20 protein-coding genes are annotated in these 26965 nt (G+C 59.1%); 10 read left to right on the top strand and 10 right to left on the bottom strand.

Going from position 1 to position 26965, the window contains the following annotated elements; all coding sequences use genetic code 11:
* Positions 1-234: 234 nt before the first annotated feature.
* From R3C19_06620 to R3C19_06590, 7 genes are all read right to left on the bottom strand, one after another.
* The gene (locus R3C19_06620; GenBank protein MEZ6060017.1) at positions 235-579 is read right to left on the bottom strand and encodes a hypothetical protein; all 345 of its coding nucleotides are present in this window, start codon (positions 577-579) and stop codon (positions 235-237) included.
* A gap of 920 nt (positions 580-1499) precedes the next feature.
* Positions 1500-3758 (bottom strand): serine/threonine-protein kinase, encoded by a 2259-nt coding sequence (locus tag R3C19_06615; GenBank protein MEZ6060016.1) that lies wholly within the window; start codon positions 3756-3758, stop codon positions 1500-1502.
* 3431 nt (positions 3759-7189) lie between these two features.
* Complete coding sequence (locus R3C19_06610) at positions 7190-7834, bottom strand: IS4 family transposase (GenBank protein ID MEZ6060015.1); 645 nt, start codon at positions 7832-7834, stop codon at positions 7190-7192.
* Between the two features lie 886 nt (positions 7835-8720).
* Positions 8721-8912, bottom strand: a complete 192-nt coding sequence (locus R3C19_06605; GenBank protein ID MEZ6060014.1) for a hypothetical protein — start codon at positions 8910-8912, stop codon at positions 8721-8723.
* A gap of 689 nt (positions 8913-9601) precedes the next feature.
* Entirely contained in the window at positions 9602-9907 is a 306-nt protein-coding gene (locus R3C19_06600) for a hypothetical protein (protein ID MEZ6060013.1), read from the bottom strand.
* A gap of 186 nt (positions 9908-10093) precedes the next feature.
* Complete coding sequence (locus R3C19_06595) at positions 10094-12532, bottom strand: SdrD B-like domain-containing protein (GenBank protein MEZ6060012.1); 2439 nt, start codon at positions 12530-12532, stop codon at positions 10094-10096.
* Positions 12533-12875: 343 nt separating this feature from the next.
* Positions 12876-13367: an MOSC domain-containing protein gene (locus tag R3C19_06590; protein MEZ6060011.1), complete on the bottom strand. Its 492-nt coding sequence runs from the start codon at positions 13365-13367 to the stop codon at positions 12876-12878.
* Between the two features lie 78 nt (positions 13368-13445).
* On the opposite strand from R3C19_06590, the gene mch reads away from it, so the two are divergent.
* Positions 13446-14396, top strand: coding sequence for a methenyltetrahydromethanopterin cyclohydrolase (mch, locus tag R3C19_06585; GenBank protein MEZ6060010.1), 951 nt, complete (start codon positions 13446-13448; stop codon positions 14394-14396).
* A gap of 8 nt (positions 14397-14404) precedes the next feature.
* Positions 14405-15322: a RimK family alpha-L-glutamate ligase gene (locus tag R3C19_06580; protein ID MEZ6060009.1), complete on the top strand. Its 918-nt coding sequence runs from the start codon at positions 14405-14407 to the stop codon at positions 15320-15322.
* Between the two features lie 9 nt (positions 15323-15331).
* On the opposite strand, the gene R3C19_06575 is transcribed toward R3C19_06580, so the two are convergent.
* On the bottom strand, positions 15332-16111 hold the full coding sequence (locus R3C19_06575) for a DUF4058 family protein (protein ID MEZ6060008.1): 780 nt from the start codon (positions 16109-16111) through the stop codon (positions 15332-15334).
* A 279-nt stretch (positions 16112-16390) separates the two neighbouring features.
* On the opposite strand from R3C19_06575, the gene R3C19_06570 reads away from it, so the two are divergent.
* Entirely contained in the window at positions 16391-16714 is a 324-nt protein-coding gene (locus R3C19_06570; GenBank protein ID MEZ6060007.1) for a hypothetical protein, read from the top strand.
* A gap of 307 nt (positions 16715-17021) precedes the next feature.
* Positions 17022-17321: a hypothetical protein gene (locus tag R3C19_06565; protein MEZ6060006.1), complete on the top strand. Its 300-nt coding sequence runs from the start codon at positions 17022-17024 to the stop codon at positions 17319-17321.
* A gap of 47 nt (positions 17322-17368) precedes the next feature.
* On the opposite strand, the gene R3C19_06560 is transcribed toward R3C19_06565, so the two are convergent.
* Positions 17369-18091 carry a class I SAM-dependent methyltransferase gene (locus tag R3C19_06560; protein MEZ6060005.1) on the bottom strand — a complete coding sequence of 241 codons (723 nt, stop codon included), beginning with the start codon at positions 18089-18091 and terminating at the stop codon, positions 17369-17371.
* 544 nt (positions 18092-18635) lie between these two features.
* Here R3C19_06560 and R3C19_06555 point away from each other — a divergent pair.
* From R3C19_06555 to R3C19_06540, 4 genes are all read left to right on the top strand, one after another.
* Positions 18636-19115: a low molecular weight protein arginine phosphatase gene (locus tag R3C19_06555; GenBank protein ID MEZ6060004.1), complete on the top strand. Its 480-nt coding sequence runs from the start codon at positions 18636-18638 to the stop codon at positions 19113-19115.
* Positions 19112-19585 (top strand): ribose 5-phosphate isomerase B, encoded by a 474-nt coding sequence (gene rpiB / locus R3C19_06550; GenBank protein MEZ6060003.1) that lies wholly within the window; start codon positions 19112-19114, stop codon positions 19583-19585. The genes R3C19_06555 and rpiB overlap by 4 nt, the downstream gene beginning before the upstream one ends.
* Positions 19586-19587: 2 nt before the next feature.
* The gene (locus tag R3C19_06545; protein MEZ6060002.1) at positions 19588-20304 is read left to right on the top strand and encodes a biotin/lipoate A/B protein ligase family protein; all 717 of its coding nucleotides are present in this window, start codon (positions 19588-19590) and stop codon (positions 20302-20304) included.
* 465 nt (positions 20305-20769) lie between these two features.
* Positions 20770-21648, top strand: a complete 879-nt coding sequence (locus R3C19_06540; GenBank protein MEZ6060001.1) for an FHA domain-containing protein — start codon at positions 20770-20772, stop codon at positions 21646-21648.
* Between the two features lie 138 nt (positions 21649-21786).
* Here R3C19_06540 and R3C19_06535 read toward each other — a convergent pair whose 3' ends face one another.
* Positions 21787-22134, bottom strand: a complete 348-nt coding sequence (locus tag R3C19_06535; protein ID MEZ6060000.1) for a hypothetical protein — start codon at positions 22132-22134, stop codon at positions 21787-21789.
* A gap of 309 nt (positions 22135-22443) precedes the next feature.
* Between R3C19_06535 and nusA the strand changes: the two genes are divergently transcribed.
* Together nusA and infB are read left to right on the top strand one after the other, a co-directional pair.
* Entirely contained in the window at positions 22444-23952 is a 1509-nt protein-coding gene (gene nusA, locus R3C19_06530) for a transcription termination factor NusA (protein MEZ6059999.1), read from the top strand.
* Positions 23953-24160: 208 nt separating this feature from the next.
* Positions 24161-26902: a translation initiation factor IF-2 gene (gene infB, locus R3C19_06525; protein MEZ6059998.1), complete on the top strand. Its 2742-nt coding sequence runs from the start codon at positions 24161-24163 to the stop codon at positions 26900-26902.
* Positions 26903-26965: the final 63 nt, after the last annotated feature.

Genomic DNA, 26965 nt, shown 5'->3' with positions numbered 1-26965 from the left:
CCGTCGCCGATCGTCAGACGAGAATTTGCAAGCGCAGAGCGGCAATCGCTTCACGCTCCCGTGTCAACGGGAGGGTCGCCGATCGAATGCCGTTCAGGCGTTTGATCGCGGGGAGGGTGACGTACGGGAAACTTCCGTTGCGCGGCCGACCTCCCCTCGTTTGATCGTCTGAACGGCGATTAAACTTCGACCCTCCCGTTGAAACGGGAGGGTCTATGCTCATCTGCTGCAGGCCTACGGCAGATTCGTGGATGTGTCCAGCAGCAGGATCTGTCCCCGTTCAAGCCGCACCGCAAGCTTCGCGTCCGGAGGACAGAATGTCAGCCGAAAGGGGCGATTGACAGGGGAGGTGAACAGGTCGCACAGGAACTCACCGGTGGAAACCTGCCAGACTTTGATCGTGCCGTCACGCGACGCACTCACCAGCGATCGACCGTCAGGACTAAAGGCAAGGTCTTCGATCCAGTCTCGATGGCCAAACAGTCTCAGCAATTCGGCTCCCGTGCGCTGAGTCATAGAGCCGGACAGATCGGTCATTGCCTCCGGTGGCAATATGAGTTCCGTCAGGCGAGTAGGCAAGAGTCTTCACCGAGGTTGACGTGTCCCGTTAACTGATGGTGGTCTGCCACGTTCGACAGTCGAATAACCGGGCGCGTCCAGGTCACGGCCAGTTGTGAAGCAAAACCGTGCTGCCCAGGTGACTCGACCGGCAATTCCTGGATGTGTCCCCGTTCACGGTGTTGTCATGAGAATTCGGTCGTTCAAACTGTCCACGGACTGACAATAATTTCGCATCCGGTGAAAAACGTCGGGCTCCCGCACCCCTGCAAACTGCTGCCACTTCAGGACCGATTCTATCGCTGCCGGTGATGTTCCAAAAAGTTGACGCGGGATACGTCACCTTTCTTCGCGAGCCAGCCAGTTCCCCCTCAATGCAAGCGAGATCGTCACGTCACTAATACGTCGGAAGCAAACGTTTCAGCCACAGAAGATTGGCCCATGTTCCAACGTTGAACTCCGGTGTGCGTGGCGGCGAACAATTGCGAGCCATCGTCGGAAACAGCGATGTCAACTGGATACCAGAGATGTCAGGAAGTGGAGTCTGACTGAGATATCGAATGAGACGCTGAAACTTGGTCGCCAGACGCAGGAGGTTGTCACGGCTGAGTGTGACGAGCTCTTTCCCGGATGGCGAAAACGCAACCGCGTTGATCCGGTCTTGGTGAGCCTGCCATTTGGCCGGCAAGTCATCTTGCTGATCAAAATATCCGCGGACGCATTTATGGAACGAACGAAGGCCGATCCAATATTGCTGCAGGCCAACACCTGCGATCCGTCCGGCGAGACATCGAATTCCCGAACGTCGTCAGGAAAGTCGATCCAAAATTCCATTGATTGGGCCGTCCCCGCGCTGTCCGTGGACATATATGCTTCGGCCGCCATCGGAATGCTGCACGTTTGCCATCTTCGAAAGCACCAGCGATTTGCAGTTTGCATTTCTACCGATTGCGCATGGACACCTCTTGCAGCGATTCGGAGTTGAATCGCTGCAAACCAGTTCGGCCCAGAACTGCCAGCAGTTTTCGCGGATGCCATACGGCCACATCTCTCACCTCGTCGACATTGGTCGCTAACTCTGTCTGGCTTGTCGGGTCCGACATGTCAAGGATCATCACTTTGTCGCGACGGCTCCACGCGACAAGTCGCTGGTCATCAATGAAGCTGGCCTTCCAGGAGAATTGCTCCACAGTCATGGTCATGGATTGCAGAAGTAGATTCGTCTTGACGTCCCAGACTGCCACCAGGTCATCGCCAGCCGTCGCCAGCAATTCGGATGACGGCGAAAACGACACCGATTCGACCATGTCATGCGGCGTGGTCCACGACCTGACGATTTCCATCGTGTCTGCGTTCAGCAAAAAGCAGTCGCCTTCGCTGTCGCCAACCGCCAGCCAGCGCTGATCCGGTGAATACTGCAGACAGCGAGGGTTGGAAAACGCCACTTCGTGCAGTGGCTTGCCGATGGAACACTGCTTTCTCAGCCAGTACCACTCCAGACCCCGCAGGTCGCTGTCGTCCGCTGCCGGAAGCTGCCGGTTCAGAAAATCATCGGCGTGGCGCATGTCACCGGCCGCAAGAGCGTCGGCGACCTCCCGAATGTGAGCCGCGTACAGCAATTCGCGGTGGTCGCGGCGAGCGGTCAGAGCTTCGTCGCGGATTTCTTCGGCTTCGACAGCAAGCCTTGTGGCCGCTTTTCTGGAAACTTCCGCTTCGTTGGTCTTGTCCTTCAATGAACCCGTCAATCGAGCCTGCTGCACCGTGTAGTACGTTCCCATTCCGAGCAGCATGACCGACGCCAGCGCCAGCGTGCCGACAATGGCTGCCACGACCGGGTGGCGCTTGATCCGGCGTGCCCACTGAGCGTACTGAGGCAGTGGTCGCGCATTGACGGGCTCACCGCGAAGGTATCGTTCCAGGTCTTCCGCCAGCAGTTCCGCCGTCGCATAGCGGCGCGACGGATCGCGATCCATTGCCGTCAGACAGATCATTTCGAGATCGCGATTGACGGAAGGGTCCACCTGACGAGGAGGCACCAGTCGGCCGTCACAAACTCTGGTCAGTGTGTCGAGCAGCCCTTCGCCGTCGAACGGAGCACGCCCGGTCAGCAGGAAGTACAGAATCGCTCCAAGGCCGTAGACGTCCACGGCAGTCGTCGCAGCGCCGGGCTTGGGGACGGCTCGTTCCGGTGCCATCCAGGCGGCAGTACCGACAAATTCTCCCGTCCGAGTCAACTCATTGGATCCCTGCAGCAACTGCGCCAGCCCGAAGTCCGCGATCAGCGGCTGATTGTTCTCGTCGATCAGAATGTTTGACGGTTTCAGGTCACGATGCAGAACCCCTCGCTGATGAGCATGATGAACGGCTCTGGCCATCGCCGCCGCGAGCGTTGCGATGGTCTTCGGCTGATGTCGAAACTGCTGATGGTTGTCGGCCAGCGATCCGCGTTCGAGCAACCGCGTGGTGAAAAAGGGTGTGCCGTCGCATTCGCCGACTTCGAAGATCGGCAGAATGTTGGAATGATTAAACAGCGCGACTGCCTGAATTTCGTTTTGAAATCGCTGAAACTCCTCGTTGCTGTTCAGGCGATCGAAGGACAGCATCTTGATGGCAACGGTCTGTCCCAGCACGCGATGCTGAGCTCGATAGATGACCCCCATACCACCACGGCCGATGCGTTCGATCAGACGGTACTCACCGAAATCTGTCTGACCGTCCGGCAGATCCGGCGATTCTCGGTCTGCTGCCGATGGCATCGACGGCTGTCGCACTCCGGCAATGGTGTCCGCCATCTCTTCCCGGCCACAACGGTCATCCAGCCACCCGGCAACTTCCAGTTGAGTCAGCAAGTCGTCGGCTACCTGGGGAAACCTTTCCGCCAATTGGTCAGGCCGGACAGTAAACCCAAGCTTCCGCCGGGCTCGAACTTCGCCGTACAGCAGATCAAGCAGCGTGTCATCGTCTTCCGCAAGCTGAGGAAACCGCTGCAGGTATTCTTCCACCCGAGGCCCCGGCTCCGATTGCCACTTCGCGCGCTGGTCTATCAGCACCACATCGAGGATCTCACGAACACTCGCTTCCGGATGCGCCGCCAGAAACGTGCCCGGGTCGGCGAGCAGTGACTCGGAAAGGCAACGCTGCCAATGCCCGGTCAGACTGAGTTGGTTCTGCGGAACGCTGAAATCGCCGTTCGACCCCACAGGCAGCCCCTCTGCAAGTCGCGTTTCCGATCAGTGTATCGTTGGGGGATCAGCGGGCGGCGGAAGGACCTGTGGATGCGGTCAGGCCTGCGGAAGATGTGAATACACCCTCGCGTTACAACGGGAGGGTCAAAGTTTGATCGCCGTTCAGGCAATGAAACGAGGAGGACTTCCGAGCAACGGGGCTCCCTGCGCGCTCTCCCGCGATCGAACGCCTGGACGGCATTCGATCGGCGACCACTCCCGTTCAAACGGGAGGAGTGAAACAGCAGCTCAGCACTGGTAAACTCTCATCTGCCGATCGCCTTGCTCCGGCTCATCCGGGGAATGGGAGTGTTTGCTCGAATGCGGCTCAGGCCCGGCGGGCCGACATCGCGTCGGCCGTGGTGTGAGCCACCGGATTGGCAGCACGTCGTCAGACCAGCCCCGGTGGAGAGACACATCATCATGCAGAATCATGCGGACGTCATGTGTCGGCCCTTCAGGCCTGCTGATGCGGAATTGCCAGCAACCAGAGCACGGCGACTCCGGCTGCCGCTGTGCCTGCCCTCCGGGCATCAACGTCCGAACACGGCACGGAAGTCCGCGCGACGAATGACCAGACTTCGAATTCCCGGAGGAAACTCTGGTTTGCCGAGCACGATGCGAAACACCACCACACGAAGGTCCGCAAAGCCGTTTCCAACTCTTCCCGCGTCTTCCGAGCGTCAGGGAGCCGCTGCCGAACCAGCGGTAGCGGATCGGCCTGGCGGGATCATCCAGGTATTAGCCGAGATCCCGTGGTCGGGTCGATGCGAAACGGGTCTGAGATTGCCAGCATCAGAAAGCTGCCGTCCCGGAGTCAGGCAGACCGACCAGTGCATTCGTCCAAAGCCGGGTGAACTCCGCCAGGAACACCGCAAAGAAAACCCCGTTGGCGGCGTCGACCGGATACAGTTGCACAAAGCGGGGTTCCTCGGCGGAATCTCCACGTCGGTGCGGCCATGTGACACGCCAGTGTGCTGCCGTCCGCGATCGACGTGAAATGCTGGCCGGCCTTCGAACAGCGCAGTATCGGCACTCCAGATTCTGGACGCTCGAAACGTCCCGTCCCCTCAGTAAAACCCAACCGACGAGGCAACACCGGCCGCCCATGCGGCCTTCACCAGCCTCCGGAACCAGCGGCAGCCCCGAATGTCACCGGAACCCGCAACAAAAAACGGAACCGTCTGCGCACTGACATCAGCCTGAGCAAGACTGAACACCACGACAGCCACGGCCGTTCGGACGAAAACGGAAAGCAGACCATTTGCGATCTCCCCTTCGGGTGAGCTACTTTCAACCGAGGCGAGCAGATCTAGCCACGGCGTACGGAAACCTCGCGGATTCATCAACTTGAATTCACTTAACACTCATATAGTCGAACGGCGGTACCGCTCGTATCGTGCCCACACTCGGGAAAATCACACATTTCAACTCCGAAACTGGTTGCGTCACACAACTGCACTGAAATAGACCACTCAACCGACACGGAATACACTGGACAAGCGGTTGCCACGACCGTATCAACGACAGGTCACGACTTCAGACACTCCTGAAAGGTTCCACAAGGCCACACGTAAACTGCGTCTCGAAGAAAAGCGTTGTCAGCCATCAAGTCAGAACTGTTTTCGTCGGACCAATAGATTTCACACCGAATCACCGACCCGGAGCAACAATTTTAGACGACCAATTTCGACCCGACTCCAATTTGCAGTCACCACCAGATCTTTGCTCGAATTTACAGGCGCCCCCATCCTCAAGCTCCCCATATCGCCAGCGTAGCGCGCGCCCGAGAAATTTCCTGCATTCCGAAGTTGCACACTAAACATTAGCTGCGTGCCGCTAGGAATTCCTGTGAGCATCCTGAAAGACGCCTGGCTGCGAAGCGCGGCTCGTCGATGACATGCAAGACTGCACGTGGAGTCCCCGCATCGTAAACAAAGTAGTTTTTACAGCGAAACGTCCACCCCGCAGTTCCATCATAGAAATATCCATTTGACAACAGGTTGCCGTACTCGGCAAGTCCCCATTTTCTGAAATGACTTGCCGATACTGAACGCTTGCGGCATCAAGTTCATTGGCGGCCCGAAGAATCAGACCAGCCGCACTTCCACCCCCATGTACAATGCACCACCAATTCGATTAAACTCATTTCCTCCATGTTTCACATCCCACGACACTTCCAGCCTGCTGTGGCTCGCCTGTACCCTACTGTAGGTTTCCAGAAAGTACTCCCTCATTTCTTCAAGCCGTTCATGATATTTGTCGTCTTTCCCTTGTTCTTTAGCATATTCGCCGAGTTCATGAAGTTTCTCATTGATCTTGTGTTGCGTGATGTAATCTGACAGAGCCAGGTCTTTGATATGCTATACCCACTGCGGCCATATTTATTCCATACGACGTCGCGGTGACCATGATGTACCAACCGGCGGGCGACTCATAATGGTCAACGCCGTGCTTTGAGCCGGGGTACAGAAGCCGCTCTGATTGACGATACTGACTGTCTCTGTTCGTTCTTCCCCGATGTCGTGAATCTACCATAGTGTCACCTCTCAATTGCCCTTAGAATGTGTTGTTGCCAATAGAAACAGGCGAGCCGCAGAGACGTTCCCATTCAATAACCGTAGCTACGGAGCATCGATGGTCGCGCTCGGCAGGTGTGTAACCCCTAGATTGCCGTTCACCTCAGATTCGGACAGAAATTTCGCAAAAAGCTTGTCTGGACGTGTTCGCTCGCGCAGCGTCGCTGAATCTGCCCTCGATCGAAATATCCGAATCAACCTGCATCGCCGCAGCTGAGCTCCAGTGATAGATCCATGCCAGTCAGCTGGGTCCGCTTACGGCCAACGGTGAGGCCGGCCACCCAGCAACAAACAAATGAAGCGGACCCAATTAACGAACAGCACCGTCGCAGGTTCAAACACTTACTGCGGGCGTCGACGCATGATGCCGCAGCACATATCGCCGCATTGACTGCGCAGGCGTCCACGCCACTTTGGGTACTGTTGTGCCTTCAATAAACGACCTCAACAGACCGCGCCCGGGTTTTTTTCCGCAGCGTGCGGTGCGGCTTTCGAGTTGCTCAGCCGATTGGCGACGGCAGCAGCGGCGAATCGTGCGGCGACGGTACTTCGAAAACGTCCGAAGGAAACGTGAGGTCATTCCTGGTCGTCCTGCAGCGGCATTGTTTCAAAAACAGCAGCACCGCCAGCTCGGACGGCGTCGTCCGCATGGCCCACTGGCGGGTTCCTGAGCAAACGACATTGGTCGTCTCACAGGGCTGCCCCACATTGATTGCATACGGCCGGAAGTCCGGACGGGAATTCTTCCGCGAATTCTGAGCGGTTGAGTAATCATCGTTCCCGGCGGCAAGGCATCAGGGCCGACAGAACATTGGCGAATGCAGCGTGTCAGCGAACGGGGCGACGCTGCAGGTGCCGACGTTTGCTTTCGGCAACGTGGCAGCTTAAGGCAAGCGGCAGATGAGAATTCACCCTCCCGTTGCAACGGCTCACTGTACCACACAAGTATATGGGTCGAAAAAAGGGGGCGGGGGTGTCCCAGGCGAGGGAGAAGCAGTGGAGGCGTTGCAGTCCGGTCCAGAGGGTTTGCGTGCCCGGGTGGGTTTTTGGGCGATCGACGTAGCCGCCGAGGGTGGCGATCATGCGGATCAGTTCGTTCAGGCGCGGAGGCTGTGACGGAAGCTTTCGACGATGGACGATGGTATAGAACCGGACTTCCATTTCGCTGGGGGAAAATACAATTTCGCAGTCCAGGTCAGGGCATTCGCGGCCGAGGTGGCACAGGTACATCACTCGCCACGCGATGATGGAATACACGGCCACGCAGTTGAGTGTGCGGGGCAGCTTTTCGAACAGTCGCTGTTCGACCCGGCAGCCTGTCTTCAGAGTTCTGAAATAGACTTCGATTTGCCATCTGCGGGCATAGTATTCGACAACGCGAAGCACGTCTTCCGGACTGTCGATCGGCAGCGTTGTGACCAGCAGCCAGCGAATGGGTTCGCAGCCTTCCGGAGGATTGGGTTCTTCCCACAAGCACCACGTTGACCGTCAGTGCCGGCAGGTTTCTGTCGAAGCGATGAGGTGGCTGCAACGTCACGGTTGTGGCGCACGAATTTCCACGTCGGCGTGGCGAGCACGTGACTGTTGTTCCGCTTGTGGTCGTGACGGGAACCTTCGCCACGCGAGAACTCACGTGCAGTTGACTGCGACTCAGGCAGGCGGTTGCGCGAACGTCGTCGAGCAGTGTTCCATTCTCCGTGCAGCGTTCCTGAGCGGCTCTGATCAGAAGTGAACCTCCGGAGCATCGTCCGCGGATCGCGGTTCGCTGGGCTGGATTCATAGATGTCGGACTCACTATCGCTGATGCACACGCAGGTGGTCTTCGGACAGGCGGCGGCGAACGTCGCCGAGGCGGCTCTCAAACCTTCAATCCAGCGAACACTTTCCTTGTCTTCGATCGAGTCCTGTCGCGTTTCTCCTTTCCGTTCGGCCTTCGACAGATGCGTGGCGGTGCTCGCGAGCTACGTCTTCTGCCACACCGTTCCCAGCGGAACGCCGTCCGAACGAAGGCGATCCAGCGGATGCGAAAGAGCGCCTCGTCGCGTCTCGCAGTCCATCGGCCCGGCTCCGGCAACCTGCTGGTCAGGGACGCGTGAGATCCAGTTCCGTGGTGTCCTGCACCCAGCAGCACCACATCGCATTGCGAGATTCTTTCGTAAGTCGCCTCGATGTGCGGCCTGCAGGTTTCTCCGGCGTGACCGTTGTCGTTGTCGAAGAATCGGTAGGCCGCTTCCATCTCGGCACGCCTGCTGGTGGCCGCGGGAATACTGAGATTCGGGTTGGCCCCAACTCTTCCACAATCCGCACCAGTCGAGCGTTCAGCCTCACATCACCAAGTCTGCCCCACGAACTTCCTCTGTCAAAGTGCCCGAAGGGGAGATGGCAATGCGGGAGATGGCAATGCGGGGAAGGCAATACCAGGGAAAGGCAATACCAGGGATAGCTTATTACCGGGGATGGCAATACCGGGGATGGCAATACCGGGGAAGGCAATACCGGGGATGGCAATACCGGGAAGGCAATACCGGGAAGGCAAAAGCTGAGTCGTCATGCGCGGAACTCCCTGCGAAGCTGACCGCAATCGACGTCCCACTGTCGACCGGCCGCCAAAGTCACCACATCATCCTGGCATGACACCCCTCATCGTTCGCCGCACCCGACACTCCGACCAGCCCCAAACAAGTCAAATCCTCCATCCCACAATTCAGTCCCCCATAAAGAAAACCTCAGATGACAAGAACTGCCGGTCAATTACTTGTGTGGTGGTGAGGTTGCAACGGGAGGTCGGAGTTTGATCGTCGTTCAGGCGACCAAACGACGGGGAGAACCGGCCGCGCAACCGGAGTTCCCGTGCATCGCCCTCTCCCGCCCGATCGAACCGCCTGCGGCGTTCGATCGGCGACCCTCCAGGTACTACGGGAGGGGTGAAGCAACCTGGCCGTGCTGAGTCAGTTCTCTCCGGCGGCTCGCCTAAGGTCGACGAATCTCGCGGCTGAACAGCCGCGAGCGAACGTTCGTGGCGTTTGCGGACGGATTCAGGGCTGGATTCGCCCAGAACAACGGCAATCTCCGGCCAGCCAGGCCTCCGGTTCGCCACTGCAGAATCTCCTGGTCTCGGCGCTCAGGGGAGTCGGCCCGTTGATGGTAGCCAGTAGTTCGCGACGTTCCATGACATCAGCAGTCCGGGAACATCGGCGGCGATCTCACGGGCTTTGTCCGCGTTGAGTTCCGCGTTGCGGTTCAGATCGCGTTTCTGGGCGTGCCGAAGCGAACCAGTTCGGCGATCCGTGTCCGAGCGATGCCTCGCAGCGGTGCGAGCAGGTCGTCCGGCGATTCGACGACAAAACCGCCGTCCTTCATGCCGGCATAGAATCGGTAGACGACGGACTGATATACATCGCTGTCGCTGACCAACTGCCTGACTCGCGCGTCCAGCAGGTGTGAACCGGATTTCCCGGCGAATCGCGTTGCCATACCGATCAGCAACTCTGCCAGAGCCGCCGGATCTTCGCTGCGAACCCGTTCGGCAAGTGCGGTAAACGGCATGACATGGCCCCTGCTGGCTGACTCAAGGAGTGTCCTCAGCCTGCCGATACTATCGCCGAAATTCTGCCGCACAACCGTCAAATGATGCAAAAACGTTGACGTCTCACGACCTTCTCGCATCTTCCGGATAGCCATTGCGATTGCGTTTTGTCCGGCCGCATTCCGGAAGCTTCGCGTTGAGCAATCCTACCCAAGCAAGTCCGCGAGGTCTGCGAAGACGCCGTCGAGCAGGCGGTGAGTGCCGGAATCGAGACGCTGGCTGCTGCTGCCGCTGCGTGTGGAAATCGTCGTCGATGCAGGATGCACGAACAGGTTCAGGTTCAGAAAGAAGCTGCTCGACAGGCGAGCAACCTCGGTGCCCTGCAGTCCGCCGCCGGCGCCGCCGGTGCCGGTTTGGTAGCGGTACAGCATTCCCTGCGGAACGATGAAGTACCACGCCGAACCATTGCGGATCCAGCGTTCGTGGCGTCCTCCCCAGTTGTAGAAGTCGGTGTTCAGAAGCTCGAACGGCTGCTGCTGAGCCATCTGAGCGATTGTCGCCGCGTCATTTGCCGCGGCCAGGTTTGTCTGCAGCCATCCGGCGGGTTCGACAAAGTTCACCGTATAGTTGCCGGGAGCGAGACCGGCGAAGGAATACCAGCCGCGTTCGGTTTCGATGTCCGTAACGCCGTCCTGGTTGGCGTCGACATCGCCGGTGACGGTGGAACTGACCACGTAGCCGTTTTCATCGAGCAGTTCAACGGTCCAGCCGTTCAGCCAGGGTTCCGCGTCCACGCTGGCGGTGTTGTCGAAGACGGTGCTGCCGGGGTCGTTCGTCCCGCCGGGGCCATCGGGCGAAGGAGGAGTTCCGTCCCAGAGTTCAACAACGCCGTCCGCCGTGACGATGTACCATTCGTCAGCGCCCTCGTTGTAGAACCACGAGCCGCCGGAACCGGAAAGGTCATACGGACCGGAAATTGTGGCGATCAGGCCCCCGCCGGAAGGCGTGCCCGGGTCACGCTCACCGTCGGGATGAAACTCAAACCACTTCCGTCCCCGCACGTCAACGGGCTGATAATCGCCCCAGTCGACTCGCAGCAGCACATGTTCTTCGACCGCCGAAACCTGAACCGTTGCCGAATTCGGATCGAACAGCAGTGACGGATTTCGGTAGTACTCGACTCCCAGGCCGGCAACCAGGGTTCCGGAAAGTGGCACGCTGGTTGTAAACCGCTGGCGGTCCCATTCATACAACGATCCGTTCGGCGTCAGGTAGTACCAGCCGGTATTGCCCCGAACCCAGCGCTCCCCGAGCCCTCCAACGTTTTCGTACAGTGAATTCGAAAACCTCAGACCGAGTGACTGCTGCAGTTCCACGACCAGGTCGCCAACCGGTCCGTTCCATTCGCCGGTGATCTTCCAGCCTTCCGGCGGGACGTGGCGAACGCGGTATTCGCCATCGGCAAGGTTCTCGAAGCGATACCAGCCGTCTTCGTTTTCCGGATCGATGATGCCGTTGCCGTCGATGTCGATCGAGTGCGTCAGATCTGTAGCGATCACCGCGCCGCTGCTGTCGAGCAGTTCCACAGTGAAGCCGTTAATCCACGGCTCGGCATCGCCCGGTCGAATCAGCAGCCTGATGGAATAGTAGACTCGCGGATCAAGCTGCGCGACCGTTTCGCCGGACAGGCTGCGAGGCTGCCCCGACCATTTGGTCAGATGTCCGTTCTCCCGAAAGAAATACCACTGATGGGTGTCGGCGGACTGCATCCAGTATTCGCCGCCGCCGTAGAGGTTGAAAAACGTCCTGCCGCCGGAGAACTTCAGTCCCAGATCCGCGAGCGCGGACGGGACACGGGTGCCGTCCGCATTCAGGTCGTGCCAGATCCGGCCATGGACGATTCCGGGCAACTGAGCTTCTTCGTAGGTGATCTCCAGAATGGGGTGAAGTGCTGCGTTGTCGCCGTCTTTGCTGGTAAACGACTTCAGATTGTCCTTGCCGGGTCCGATGACTGCCCAGCCATGATTGGACTCCGGATCGTCCAGCCATTGCTGCACGTCGGCGATCAGTCCGCTGTCCGTCCATTGGTAGATGCCCGGCTGATCGACGTCGGTGGTCGCCGACGGCGCGCCGACGTAATCGCCGCCGGGACTGTTCCAAAGTGCCCCGTCGAAGAAAGCGTAGATCCATGTGGCGTCAAACTGCTGTGCGGCCGCGCCGAGGATCTCACTGCCGGGCGCGTCCGAACCCGCTTCGCCCCAGGCCGTCGTCACCAGATGGACGGAAACGGCTACCGACGGACCAAGCGATTCCGCAAGATTCAGCGTCAGCACGGCGTCGACGATTGTGGCCCCGCTGGGAATGTTCAGTGATTCCAGGTCGAATTCCACCAGCGCGTGCTTGCCCGGATCACCATCGCCGGCGGTTCCTGTCAGAAGAAACTGACCAGCTCCGTTGGCGTCTTCCGGCTGGTCGTTGTAGAGAGTCGTATCCTGCGATGCCGGTACCTGCACCGTCACGGCGCTCAGCATCTGCCGGGACTCCAGCACTTCGACGGATACGGACTTCGACCCGCGCGAGGTTCGGCGACGCTGGCCGACGGCCCAGGTCAGCGGAATTCGTGATCGATGCGGAGTCCGATTCATTGACGGCCACTTCAGTCGTCTGCCGTGCAGCAGACCAGGACACCCTGCGTTTCGAAAGCCGTTCCAGTGTCCGTACCAAACCGGCAACACACTCACAAGCAACGACTCTTCCAGGTCGCTTCACTCCGCAATCCGCACCGCTCGCACGCAGATACGACGAAATTGAACGATTTGTGCGTCAGATTACGCCGCGCCGGAGGTGTTTTCCGGCACAGCTGATCGGCAATTTGCCCACCAGCGCGACGGAAGCGCTGCCAAAATCTAACGCGGATAGACCACAGCATTCCGCAAACTTTCCCGCTGGGACCAGCAGAAAACGGCAATGCCTGTACGTCTGACCAGATTATTCAGGTGAAATGCGGCTGACAGCATCGCCGACGCGGAATGTCCCCGCGATGACCACGATCGCCGTAATTCCGCCGTGTCCAATCATCGCCGCGTAGCCGCCTGGGCCAAGGTTTTCTTCCATGAGTGAGCACGGGACACACGGGCCTGTTGCTTCCAGGACGGCTGTTCCGATTCGAAACCTCTGCTTTTTCAGCGACGCAAGATTGATGCCGGAAACGACCACGTTGCGCCGGAGCAATTCGGGAGGCACGCGGTCGCGATTCAGGAGTCGTGCCACGGTGTCGAGATGTTCGTGCTGGATCAGCGTGACCTGCCGTTTCGACGTACCGGCGGCGTTGAAGTGGTGTTCGCCGAGAATCCCCGCATTTTCCGCGACCGTCACTTGCTGCTGCGGAACGATTCTTCCCCGACGTTCGGCCGCCAGGCCAATCCATTCCACCTTCCCGACGGCGGTGCTGCGGTCCAGCATGTCATTGAGAAGCTGCATGAGGGCTCGCCTTCCTTACCGAAGCGAAACGATTTGCTAAGCTGTGTCGGATGCGCGAAACTGAATCGGATCACACCCGTGGCACACTTCCAGCTTAACTCGCGAGCCGCCCGCGTGGCAGCGTCTGCTGTCGCCGACGCGAAGGAATTGCGCATCGGTGTCAGTGAGACTCACGGCGCCACTTTGCTGGATTTTGGAGTCGACGAAGAAGGTGGACTGGAGGCGGGCGTGGTGCTGGCCCGCATTTGCCTTTCTGACCTGGCCGACGTGTCGCTCGTGCCCGGCGGCAACTCGGTTGGCTTGCCGGAGGTTTTCGTGCGAACGGATCATCCGGTCGAAGCGTGCCTGCTTAGCCAATACGCCGGGTGGAAGATCGCCACGAGTGACTTTTTTGCGATGGGATCCGGTTCAATGCGATCGCTGGCTCGTCGCGAGCTGCTGTTCGACGATTTTGAAACGCACGAAGACCGCCGATGCTGCGTCGGCGTGCTGGAAGCGTCCAGACTGCCCACTCATTCAGCGATCGACTTCATTCGCGACGCCGTGGGACACGCAGGCGAACTGACCCTGGTGACAGCTCCCACGTCTTCTCAAGCCGGAACGCTGCAGGTGGTCGCGAGATCGGTCGAAACCGCCATGCACAAGCTGCATGACGTGAAGTTTCCGGTAACGCTGGTTATCAGCGCAGCGGGAACCGCGCCTTTGCCGCCGGTCGCCAAAAACGACCTTGAAGGAATCGGCCGCACAAATGATGCGATTCTGTATGGCAGCACGGTCAGCCTTTGGGTGCGCTGCGACGACAGCCTGATTGAAACGGTGGGGCCGTCGGTACCGTCGTCGGCCTCGAAGTCTCACGGCCAGCCGTTTCTGAAACTGTTCGAAGCGGCAAATTACGATTTCTACGCACTCGACCCGGCCCTGTTCAGCCCGGCGGTCGTCGTGTTCCACAACCTTCGCAGCGGTCGAAGTTTTCGGTTCGGCGACACGAACGAGGGACTTCTGCGGGAATCCTTTGGCATTTCGAATTAGCAAGCGAAATGCAAACGCAACATCGCTCAGCGCTGCGAATCGGCGTCATTGGAAGCCACGGAAGCTGGTACGTCGATCGTCTGTGCCGTGACGGTCGCCGTCGCGGGCATGAGATGCTTCCGCTGTCGTTTGATGCGATGACGGCTGCGACGGTACGCGGAAGACTGCAGCTTCGGTTCGGCGATGTGTCTGTCGAATCGCTCGACGCCGTGCTGGTTCGCACGATGCCGCCCGGGTCGCTGGAACAGGTCGTTTCACGTATGGACATGCTCAGCGGCGCGGCGGAACTCGGCGTCCGCATCGTGAATCCGCCGAAGGCCATCGAGTGCGCCGTCGACAAGTACCTGACGACTCAACGATTGGCTCTCGCAGGCGTTGCGGTTCCGGACACAATTGTTTGCGAATCATCGGAGCAAGCGATGGTCGCATTTGAAGAACTAGGCGGCGACGTCGTTCTGAAACCGCTGTTCGGTGCCGAAGGCCGAGGCATCATCCGTCTGACTGACAGGGAAACCGCCTGGCGGGTGTTCCGCACACTGGAACGCATCGGCGCGGTTCTGTACGTGCAGCGATTCATCAGGCCCGCAAACGGACGACCGCCCGAGGACGTCCGCATTCTGCTGCTGGACGGCAGGGTGCTTGGCAGCATGAAACGCCAGCCGGCGACCGGAGACTTTCGAGCCAACGCGGCTCAGGCAGGAACGTGTTCGGCGTGGATTCCAACCGAGGAGGAACTTGCTCTGGCTCGCAAAGCGGCCGAAGTCACCGGCTGCGTTTTCTGCGGTGTGGATCTGATGTACGACGAGTGCGGCTGTCCAAACCTCATCGAAGTCAACGCCGTGCCTGGCTGGAAGGCGCTCGAACGCACCTGCGGCATGTCCGTCACGGACGACTTGTTCGCATGGCTGGAAGCGGAACTCAGCTGACCGCTTCGGCTACTGCCGATGACCCGCTTCGCGCAGTCGGGCAGTGAGCCATGCGGCGTCGGCAGCGTCGAATCTGCCGGACAACTCACGTTCATACACACTGCGGCTGTAACGGCCATCGTGATAGCAGGCATCGATCAGTGGTTGCAACTGCAGCACCACGTCGCGATCGTCGGGCCGCAGCGGGATCGCGATGTTTGGCAGGGGTTCCTGAAGCTTCACCGGGTAAATCGCGTACTGATCCGGTGTGATGTCCCGATAGACGCAGATCATGTAGGGAGTCCGCCGATCTTCCGGGATATCTGCCAATGGCGGAGCCAGCACGTAGTCTCCCTGCCGCACCAGATCAATCTCGACCAGATTGACACCCGCTTCCATGAACTCCAGCTGCTTCCGGGTGTACTGTTGCTGGCCGCGCTTGCCGACCTTGTTCCACGGGCTGAGAAACTCGATGGCCGTGATCACGCGACCCGATGAATCAGCAATTTCCACGTGCCGGTATCGGCCGGGATCGCGGGTGACAACCACGGGGTCCGCCACCGCCACACCGGACTGAGCAGACTGAAACGATCCAAACTCGGAAACTTCCGACACATGCACGTCCGGACGAACAGAACGATCGGCGGCATCATTCGCGAAGACGGAAAGCGTCCGTTCGATCTTTGCCCGCAGATCGCCGGGCAGCTGATCGTTGATCTGGTTCCTCGCGTATACGATCAGGCTTGCATGAACTTCCGGCCATACATCTTCGAGAAACGGGTCCATTCCGGGAAACGGGCTGGTTGCCATGCTTTACTCCTGAGGCGTATCGGTACGCGACTGCTACCGATCCATTCTATCGTCATTGCCGACCGATCGTCACTGCCGGACCGCGTGAATTCGGACGACGACCACAGTACATTTTGCGAAACAGCGAAGGCCCGCGAACACCGACTATTTCAATATCACGCAGTGCATCACAACAGTACGACGGGACTCCGATCCCGTCGCCGCGATTCGACGGGACCGGAGTCCCATCGTACGAATACCACGAGCAATCCTGGATAATCGACCGAAGACCATCACGCCATGCCCGACACCCAACACATCATCCAGTCGCTTGCGAATTCGCTGCCGTCCGTCATGCGATGGAGCGGGGCGGTTGCGAAACGTCTTCGGCAGTTCAACATCGCCGTCGAAGGCAAGTCCTCCGGAAGCGCCAACACGGACGCTCTGACGCTGGCGGATTTATCGGTGCAGGAATTGCTCGTCGCGGCTTTGCGAGACGCTGATCCGGCGCTGCGAAGGTGCCGCGTGGAAGGCGAAGAGTCCACCGGCGACATGGCTCTTCGCCCAGGACTCCGACCTGGCAATCGCCATCGACCCCATCGACGGTACCAAACAATTTCGTGATCGCACCGGCAACGGCTATTCCGTCATCGTCCATCTGCACACGCCGGAAACGCCGCTGTATTCGCTGGTCTACGCTCCGGAAATGGGGGAGCAGGGCACATGGGTCGAAGTCACCGCCAACCGGATCGTTTGCGGTCCCGATGACACAACACGAGCCGGCTCGTCGAGTACTGGATGATCTCCCGGACCTGCGTCACAACCGTCCTTACGATTCCACCGGCATCTACGTCATCGGCTTCCAGCAGCACGACCCTAGCGAGCCCGTGACATCGACAGCATCGGCCTGACAGGCCGCACGTCGGACGAAATGCCGGGCAGCATCTACCCGTTCATGGCAACCGGCGAGTATGCCGGGTCGCTCATTCATTCGCCCAACATCTACGACTTCCCGGTGTCCATGCACATCGCTCGCGTGCTGGGAGGCGACGCAGTCTGGGTCCACAATCGCGAATCGGTCCACTATCGCGAGCTGTGGCTGGATGACCGAGCCGACATGCTTCGGTTCCCCGCCATCGTCGCCTGCAGCGAACACCACGAAGTGCTCGATCGATTGTGCGACCTGGCCGCGGATTGGAATCCCGTGAGATATGCGGAAGCCGGCATCTGAGCGCGATGTACGCAGGCAGCAGTTGAATTGGCCGGCCGCGCGCGGCGTCAGACCGGGTCCTTGACCAGCTTCACAAGGATTCCGCCGAGTCGCAGCATTTCGTGGACTCGGGTAAACCACAACTCTTCCCGCCACGCCAGACCCACTTCGTCACAGGCGGTTTTCAGTTCGAAGCGTGAAAACGTGCGGCATTTCCACGTGCGGCTTGTCAGCAGACCGGAAAAGGAATCCTCGGTTGCCAGCAACAACACGGTTCCGCCTGGTTTCAGCACACGGGCGAATTCCGTCAGACCGGGCAATGGGTCGGGAAGGTGCTCCAGAACGTAGCCGCAGGTAATGCAGTCAAAGGAGTTGTCTCGAAAGGGCATCTGCATCATGTCCGCCGCCACAAACAGCGGCCGATCCGTCTTCAGCCGTTCCCGCGCCCGGCGAAGCATTTCCGCGGACAGGTCGAACCCGATGATTTCCGCCTTCGAATGGCACGTGTCCAGGAGATGCCGAATGATCTGGCCGGCGCCGGAACCGACGTCCAGGATGCGATCGAATTGTGCCGCATCGAATCTGCGTCGGCGAAACAACTGCCCCATCAGCGGCTCGTGAAGGGACAGCAGGCTGCTGAATTTCAGCACGGCCCCGCGCGGGCCGTCATAGAGCTGCCTGACGGAAGACTGATATTGTCCGAGCGTCTGCCTTCGAATGCCGCGGAATTCCGCGGCATTGCGGACCCGTTGTCGGGCTGATTCTCTCCAGTTCGTGACGACATTCTTCACAGGAATTTGACCTTGGCGTACGCAGCGGCACAGATGGTCCGGCACGGGGTGACTCTGGTTGCAACCCCGCAGTCGTCAGTCACCGGAGGCGGACTCCCGCGAAGCCACGGGAAGTGTAGGCGATCGGTTCCGCTGCTGTCATCCGCACCGGAGAGAATCACAGTTGGCAGGCAAATTCCGATCGACGACCGGCTGACTGAACTGCCAGGATTCCCTCAATTCGCCACAACGTGTTTCAAAAGCGATTGTTACCGTCGTCGGTTCGGCTGATTCCGCACGGATTGACCTGCCGCGTGGCGATTGATCCACTGTTGAACAATCGCTTGCGGCTTGAGATTTCGATTCCGTCCCGTCATCATGGTGCTTTCAAATACCACGGAAGGCGATGACGCAATGAGGGCAGTTGTGCCGCCGCTGAGTCGCCCGCCAGGGGAGCCACTCGCGGCCGGGAACAGTCTGTTCAATTTCAGAGCGGGCATGGATTGGCAGCCGCGGATCGACTGAGCGGCGGGACTTCGCAGCCCGGCATTGCAGGGACAGGCCTTTGAGAGTTCTTTTCGTTTGTACCGGAAACACCTGCCGCAGTCCGATGGCGGAGGCAATTTTTCGGAATCTCGCAAGCCGCCACCTGCAATGCGCTGAGGACGAGCTTCGAAGTCACGGAGTCGACTCGCTGTCAGCCGGAATCGCAGCGGGCGACAGCTTTCCGGCATCTCCGGAAGCGATTGCACTTCTCCGTGAACGGGGGATTGACCTGTCTCAACACCTGAGTCAGCAGCTTTCCGGCGAAATGCTGTCGGAGTCAGATCTGATCTTCGTCATGACGGACGCGCATCGGAACGCTCTGGTTTCGGCCCGCCCGGACCTTGCGGGACGAATTCAGTTACTTCGGCGCGATGGTGGAAGTGTGTCTGACCCGATTGGCGGCGGCCTTGAATGTTATCTGGCGTGTGCCGACCAGCTGACGACCGCTGTTCAGGAAATCGTCGAGCAGATTTTTGAGAAAGACACCGACACGAAATGAAAATCGGGATCGCAAGCGACCATCGTGGATATCACATGAAGTGTCGGCTGGTGCAGTTGACCGAAAGCCTTGGTCATTCCGTCAGTGACTTCGGGCCGGATTCCGGCGAAAGTGTCGATTACCCGGACTTTGCGGCACGCGTCGCTGCCGCTGTTGCCTCAGGAGACGTTGATCGCGGCGTCCTGATCTGCGGTACAGGGATCGGAATGTGCATCACCGCCAACAAATTCGGCGGAGTCCGGGCAGCTCCGTGCCACGATACCGTCACAGCGGAATACAGCCGGCTGCACAATGACGCGAACGTTATCTGCCTGTCAGCGGATCAGCTCAGCGACCAGCTTGCCGAACAGGTCATTCAGATCTGGCTCACGACGGAATTCGAACATGGGCGGCATTCCCGTCGCCTGCAGAAAATCGCCGACATCGAAAAAGGCGTTCGCAATCCTCTGACACCGGGTGCTCCGGGCTGAGAATGGACAAGAATTACACGGCACTGCTGCGGGAATCCGGCAACGACACGCTTTCGTTCCCGCTCTGCGACCTGATCATTGAACCGAAACCGCTCGATGGGTTCCGGAATATGGCAGCTGACGCGGAATTGCTGGACCACGTTTCCAGACACGGGGACCGTTCCGTCGTGCGCATCTATGGCTGGTCGGAACCGACTTTGACGCTTGGCTACTTCCAGAAGGATGCCTCCGACAGCGTACCCGTTCATCTGCAGCAATGCCCCCAGGTAAGGCGTCTGACCGGTGGCGGCGCGATCCTTCATGACCAGGAAATCACATACTCCTGCGTGATTCCAGCGGGTCACCCCGTGAGTTCGAATCCCATTCGCCTGTATGAACTTGTCCATTACGCCATTATTGACAGTCTGGCAGCGTCGGGGGTGACCGCAGCGATGCGCGGACGGCTGTTCGAACAGAGCGGCACTCAGAGTCGCCGACAGCCGTTCCTGTGCTTCCAGCGCGGCGATGAACGCGATGTTGTCTGCCGGGGATTCAAAATCGCTGGAAGCGCCCAGCGCCGCCGCCGAGGCACCGTGCTGCAGCACGGAAGTATCCTGCTGCGCGCGTCGCACCTGACACCGGAAGTGCCGGGCCTGCTCGATTTACAGACCGGATTCGACGTCAGGAAGTTCCACGAGGAGCTTCCCGGATCGATCGTGTCTCGAATTTCCCGTTTGTAGAGCCTGGTTGTCAAAAACGCACGGATGGCAACAGTTGCCGCTCGTTAAATAAGTGAATCACTCCGGAACGAAGTTCGATTGAAGGGTCGGAACGGAAGGAGCTGCCAGTGGCGACGCTTTCTGTACCTGACTGTCAGTCTATGAGGGAGGTTTTCTGACAAGTGTAATCGTTGCCGCCGCTTCAACGGGAGTTGTCGCGGGAATTCGCATGCGTCCAGTTGCAAACAGTTTGAACGCGCTGGCATGATGTCATGCGGATCGCTATTCTTGTGAGCCGGTGTCCAGAGTGGCGAGCAGGGCAGGAAGACCTTGACGGAAGATGCGCAGAAGGACGTGTCCGGAAGCCTTGGCACCAGCGGCATCCCTGCAGAAGCCGGCGATCGCGAAGTTCCTGACTGCCTTTCAAAACAGATGCAGGAACAAAACTGTCAGCCAGCGTCTCAACCCTGTGGAGCAACCTGAAGAATGATTGGCGCAGAATTGCACGTGATCGGCGGAAAGCATTCAGGGCAGGTAATTCCGTTGAATCGCAAGAAGTTCCTGATCGGACGGGAACAGGATTGCCAGTTGCGTCCCAACAGCGAATTGGTCAGTCGCCACCATTGCGTCTTTAGTGTGGACGATTTCTCGGTCAGGCTGCGAGATCTGGGGAGCACCAACGGGACACGAGTGAATGGGGAACGAATCCTGAAGGAAGTTGTCCTTTCCGCCGGTGATCGCATCATCGTTGGTAGCTTGGAATTCACTCTGAAGTTGAACGAGGCAGTCGACTCCGATGTTGTAACAACTTCCCAGGCCGCCAACGAAGACACGGTTGTCGCCTCCGGGGGGACACTACTGGAAATGGACGCCCTGCAGCCGGCGACTCCGGAGCAGGCTGAGACTCCCGCAGGAACACCCTCCCCTGCGGCCACTCCGCCGGCATCAGGAAGCGACCAGACGCTGGGTGCTGGTGACACAACCGTCATTTCGCAGCCCGCGATGCTGCCGGGCCAGCAGCCTTATCAGCCAATGATGCCTCAAATGGGTTATGGCTACCCGGCTCCGATGTACGGTGGCTATCCGTTTCAGCCGCAGATGCCGATGTATCCGGGTTACCCGCAGCCCATGATGCCTCCGGGAATGCCGGGGTATCCGCAGCAGCAGCCTGCGATGCAGCAGACGGGAACAGCAGCCGCTACCGAGTCTGCTCCACAGATATCACTTCCGGATCCCTCTGAAACGGGAGCCAAAGATGACGCCCCGGTCAAGGGCAGTGCCGGCGCGCAAAAGGGCAACATGCAGCAGTCCACAGGAGCTGCTGATGCCATCATCAGGAAACACCAGCAGCGGCGTCCAGGCTAGGCCGGAAGCCTCACCGGATTCTATCCGTGAGAGATCTCCGGCGCATCGCTGACAATGTCGCCCGATTCGGCAGTTGCTCAATCGAAGTCACCCTGATCAGCAACGCGGCCTTCTTAACCGTAAGGTCTTCGAAAGGAATCATTTCTCATGGCGGATCCGTCGGATCAGCAGAGACGGTACCGAGAGTTTCTGGATCTTCTGCCCCTGACCCTGGCGCTCGCAGGGCTTCCTCCCAGTGAGCCGGGCCGATACTTTACGGCCGAGCAGATCGAGTCTCGTGTCTTCACGATAAAGCACGCCTACAAGTCCGCGCGACATCTGGCCAGAGAGTGCATTCAGCCCTGATGTGCCGGCTTCCGCACCGGCGAAGGCAACGACCCGAAGGCTGAAGTCCGCGTTGAGATGGCCCGCTCGTCCCGGAAGGCGCGCGGTCTGCCGGATGGCCTGTACCAGCCTTGCGGCCTGCTTGACAGTCGCGTTTTGCACGGCTATGGTTCCGTTCGATTGAGAGTGGCGATATGTACCCAGTCGCCCCGGCGGTGCCGATCCAAACCTCCGTACTGTTCAGTGGCGGTCACGTGAAGTCGTCGCTGCACAGAGGATGTGAACATGGATAGCATGTGATTAGTCACCAATTGCCAGTGTCAGCAGGCTGAACGACCTTGTCCGGAGGTGTCAGTTTGTTCTGTCACAGGATGGTTTCTACCGACCCACGTGAGTGGAATCGGTACTGAAAAGTGGGACTTTGCTCCCGCTTTTTTTGTTATAGGCTCATAGCTGAATGGTTTTGCGACCATGAATGGAAACGAAATCCTGCGAATCGTCGACGCAATCCATCGCGACAAGGCGATTGATACTGAGATTGTGTTCGAAGGAATTGAGCAGGCAATTCTGTCTGCCGCACGAAAGCACTTTTCCGAGGAAGAGCAGCTTGAAGTGCGCATTGACCGCGCGAATGGCGAACCGTCGCTCACGTGTGACGGTGCGATGCTTGAGGCAGATCTGTTGGGTGACCTGCTCGGTCGCATTTCCGCTCAGACTGCCAAGCAGGTCATGATTCAAAAAATCCGCGAGGCCGAGAGAGACGCACACTACGAAGAGTACCTGGATCTGAAGAGCCAGATCGTTTCCGGAACGGTAACACGCGTCGACCGCGGCACGGTCATCGTCAATCTGGGCAAAGTTGAGGCGATACTTCCTCGCAGCGAGCAGATTCAGAAGGAAACGTATCGCGTCGGGGATCGTGTCCGCGCCAATGTGCTGGATGTGCGCAAGGCCGGATCGAGAATTCGCGTGATTCTGACGAGAACTCACGCGGACTTCGTACGTCGTCTATTTGAGATGGAGATTCCGGAAGTTGCCGATCGCGTGATTGAAGTCCGCTCGATTGCAAGGGAAGCCGGACATCGTTCCAAGGTTGCGGTATCGTCCCTCGATTCCACCATTGACTGTGTCGGTGCCTGTGTCGGCGTTCGCGGTGCCCGCATTCGCGGGATCGTCGAGGAACTTAACGGCGAACGGATCGACATTGTTCGCTGGAACGATTCGCTGCAGATCCTGGTGCCAAACGCTCTGCAACCTGCTGAGGTGGAGGACGTAATCCTGTGCCCCATGCTGGGAAAAGTTATCGTACTCGTCCGGGAAGACCAGTTGTCGCTGGCCATCGGCAGGCGCGGCCAGAATGTTCGCCTGGCATCGAAACTGGTCGGGTGGGACATTAATGTGATGACTCAGGAATCTCTCGACCAGCAACTGGATGTCTCCATTGATGCGTTCAGCGTCGTCCCGGAAATGGCCCCGGAGCTTGTGGAGAGCCTGGTCGTGCAGGGTTTCTTTACGTTCGATGACCTCTCCGTGATTGAGCCGGATCAGCTTGCCGAACTCGGCGGCCTGACCACCGAACAGTGTGATACGATTATTGAGTTCGCGGATGCGGAGAGCCTGCGAATCGAAGAGGAGGAACGGCTGGCTGCCGAGGCGCGGCGACTGAACCCGATCGTTTCCGAAGACAGCGAGTCGGAGTCTGATTCGGATGCGGACACGCCTGCCGCAGCCGACGAAACGTCGGAATCGCCCTCGGCAGTCGCATTGCCGGAGCCGGAATCTGATGTTCGCGCCGACGAAGAGTCAGGCGGAGAACCTGATGCGAATGCAGTGGCGTCGCAGGAGTCGGCGGCCGGTGTTTCATCGGACGATTCGGCTGTTGAAGGAACAACGCCGGCTGCGAGCACGGAAGAGGAGTCGTCGAACGCAGAGCAGCCAGTCCTGTCAAAGACTGCTGCCGAATCGGATGATGAAAAATAAGTCACGTCCTGGTCGCAGTCCGTTCCTCCGGCGACCGGATTCTTAAGGGGCGGTTCAGGTTCATTCGGAACGTTTGTCATCCTCGTGGTTTTTACAAAGCTTGTTGAGATGCGATGTTGTGTCAGTTGGACACAGCAGGTCGCAATAGACCGCGCGATCATGTAGCAATCAATCGCGAGGTGCCAGCCGTGTCAAAGGGGTAGTTGTTTTGAAGATCCGTCTCTTTGCCTTGGCCAGAGAGCTTGGCCTCGACAGCAAGGTATTACTTGAACTTTGCGATGAGGCAGGGGTTCCCCTTCGCAATGCGCTGGCGACAATCACGCCGGAAGAGCGCGAGAAGATCGTTGCTCACGTTCGCAATCGGGATTCGGCGACGAGCGGCGATGCTCCGTCAGCCGCCATGGCACCGGTCAGAGACACCGCCGTCGATAAGGGCCGCGTCCGCGAAATCAAGACGATGGCGCCGCGGTCTGTGCAAAGCCATACCGGGGCTGAGTCCGCAGATTCCGACTCGACGGCACGTGACGAAGACACTCCGTCGGAAACCGCTGCCACATTGGTGGAATCCGGGAAGCCGGCAGACGCTGGGCAGGATACTTCCAGTGCGGAATCGTCCGTAACCGCGTCGCCGGTTCCTGAAGGTGCGCCTACCGCACACGATGCTCCCGAAGGTCAGCCGGCGAAGTCCGATGACGCTGCCGAAGTCGCCGCTGACGGGAGAACGCCGGAAGTCGACGCCGCGCCACCTGTGCAGCCGAGTCGCCGCCCCGCGATGAATCCAATGCGGGAGATGAAACCGATCGGTTCCGTCAAGGATCGCGATCAAGCCGGTGGCAAGGGCGGTCAGAAGCCACGCGGGGCGCGACCGCTGGTGGCGGCGCCTCCCACCTACACGCCTCCCGCCATCAAGGCGAAACAGAAACCCAGGGACGAGCGGGTGCAAAAGCCCGACATGGCCCTGTCCGATATCGTCGATCGGCAAAGTCCTCTGGCGGACCAGCTTCAACAGTTGAAGAGAGCTCAGGCCAGCACAGAAGCCGAGGGCGACGCGCGCCAGAAGGGACGAGGTCGGGCCGCTACACCCAAAGGCGCCCTGCTGAAAGCGCTGCGAGAATCACGGCAGGCGGAACGGCAGGCCAAGCGTATCAAGAGGAAGCGACGCTCCGCCGCCGCTGATCTGAAGACTGAGGCTCAGATTTCGTTTCCGATCAATATCCGCAACCTTTCGGAAGCAATCGGTCGACCGGCGAAGTCCATTATGAGCATCCTGTTTAAGGAAGGCAGGATGGTCACGATCAACGATGAACTTACCGAGGACGAAGCGATCGAGATCGCCATGGAACTCGGCGTTGACCTGAACGTCAAGCGCGGACGCGATGTCGAAGCGGAATTACTGGCGTCGCTGGATCACGACGACCCGGATGAAAAACTCCGGTCTCGCCCGCCGATCATCACGATCCTCGGTCACGTCGATCACGGTAAGACGACGCTGATCGATCGACTCAGGCATTCCAATGTTACAGCCGGTGAGGCGGGTGGCATTACTCAGCATATCGCCGCGTATCAGGTCGTGCATGACGGTCGGCCGCTGACGTTTGTGGACACGCCTGGTCACGCCGCGTTTGGTGAAATGCGTTCACGCGGAGCGAACGTGACTGACATCATCGTCCTGGTTGTGGCCGCTGACGACGGAGTGATGCCGCAGACGGAAGAGTGCATCAGTCACGCCAGAAACGCCGGCGTCCCGATTGTCGTGGCACTGAACAAGATGGACCTGCCTGGCGTCGACGAGCAGCGGACGCTGCAGCAACTGGCTCAGCATGACCTGCTGCCGGCCGAATGGGGGGGCGAATACGAAGTGGTACGAACCTCCGGCCAGACGGGAGCGGGCGTCGACAACCTGCTCGAAACCCTGCTGCTGACGGCGGAACTTCATGAATACAAGGCCGACCCGGACCGCGAGGCAATCGGTGTCTGTCTTGAAGCGTTCCGCGACGAAGGCCGCGGTGTTCTGGCATGGCTGATTGTGCAAAAAGGGACATTGCGAGTCGGTGACAATGTGCTGTGCGGAACGTCACACGGTCGCATCCGGGCAATGTACAATGATCGTGACGAGGAGGTTTCAGAAGCAGGACCATCCACCCCGGTTCGCGTCGCGGGACTGAACGAAGTACCGGGAGCCGGCGTCCATTTCTTTGTCATGAAGGACATCGAAGAGGCGCGGGAAGTCGCTGAGAATCGGCGGCACGAAGGCCGGTCTGAAACGCTGTCCAAACGCGGTCAGCCGCGGACTCTGGAAGACATTCTGAGTGCCGCACGGGAAGGGGAGGGCGTTCAGGAACTACCCCTGATCATCAAGGCCGACACGCCGGGTTCTCTTGAAGCCCTGCGGGGTGAAATTGGGAAATTTGACCATCCGGAAGTCAAAGTCACACTGATCCACGAGGCTGTCGGGGGCGTCAACGAAAGCGACGTGTACCTGGCAAGCGCTGCGGAGGCGATCATTATCGCATTTCATGTCATCGCGGAAGAACGAGCCGAACAGCTCGCCGAACGCGAAGGCGTCGAAATCCGGCGGTACAACATCATCTATGAGGTCACCGAGCAGATCCGGCAGGCTCTGGAAGGTCTGCTGCGACCGGAGCGTGTGGAAGTCGCCACCGGACGTGCCATCGTGTTGCGGACATTTCAGATCAGCCGGTTCGGAACAATCGCGGGCTGCCGTGTCATCAACGGAACCATCAACCGTGACAATCGCGTACACGTGATTCGCGATCAAAAGGTGCTCAACGACTACCGCATCAGTTCACTGAAGCGAGAAAAAGACGACGCAAGGGAAGTTCGGGACGGAATGGAATGCGGAATCCGCCTGGAGGGCTTCAACGACGTCAAGGACGGTGACCTGCTGGAAGCATTCCGCATCGATGAAATCCAGCGAACGCTGTCCTGACGACGGTCAACCGGGGAACCGTTCCCCGGGGTTTCCGGCGTCAGATCATTCCCCCTGCGGTCA

The organism is Planctomycetaceae bacterium, from assembly GCA_041398785.1.
Classification (GTDB): domain Bacteria; phylum Planctomycetota; class Planctomycetia; order Planctomycetales; family Planctomycetaceae; genus JAWKUA01.
Note: the sequence above shows the minus strand (reverse complement) of the source record. Positions and strands in the feature narration are given on the sequence as shown.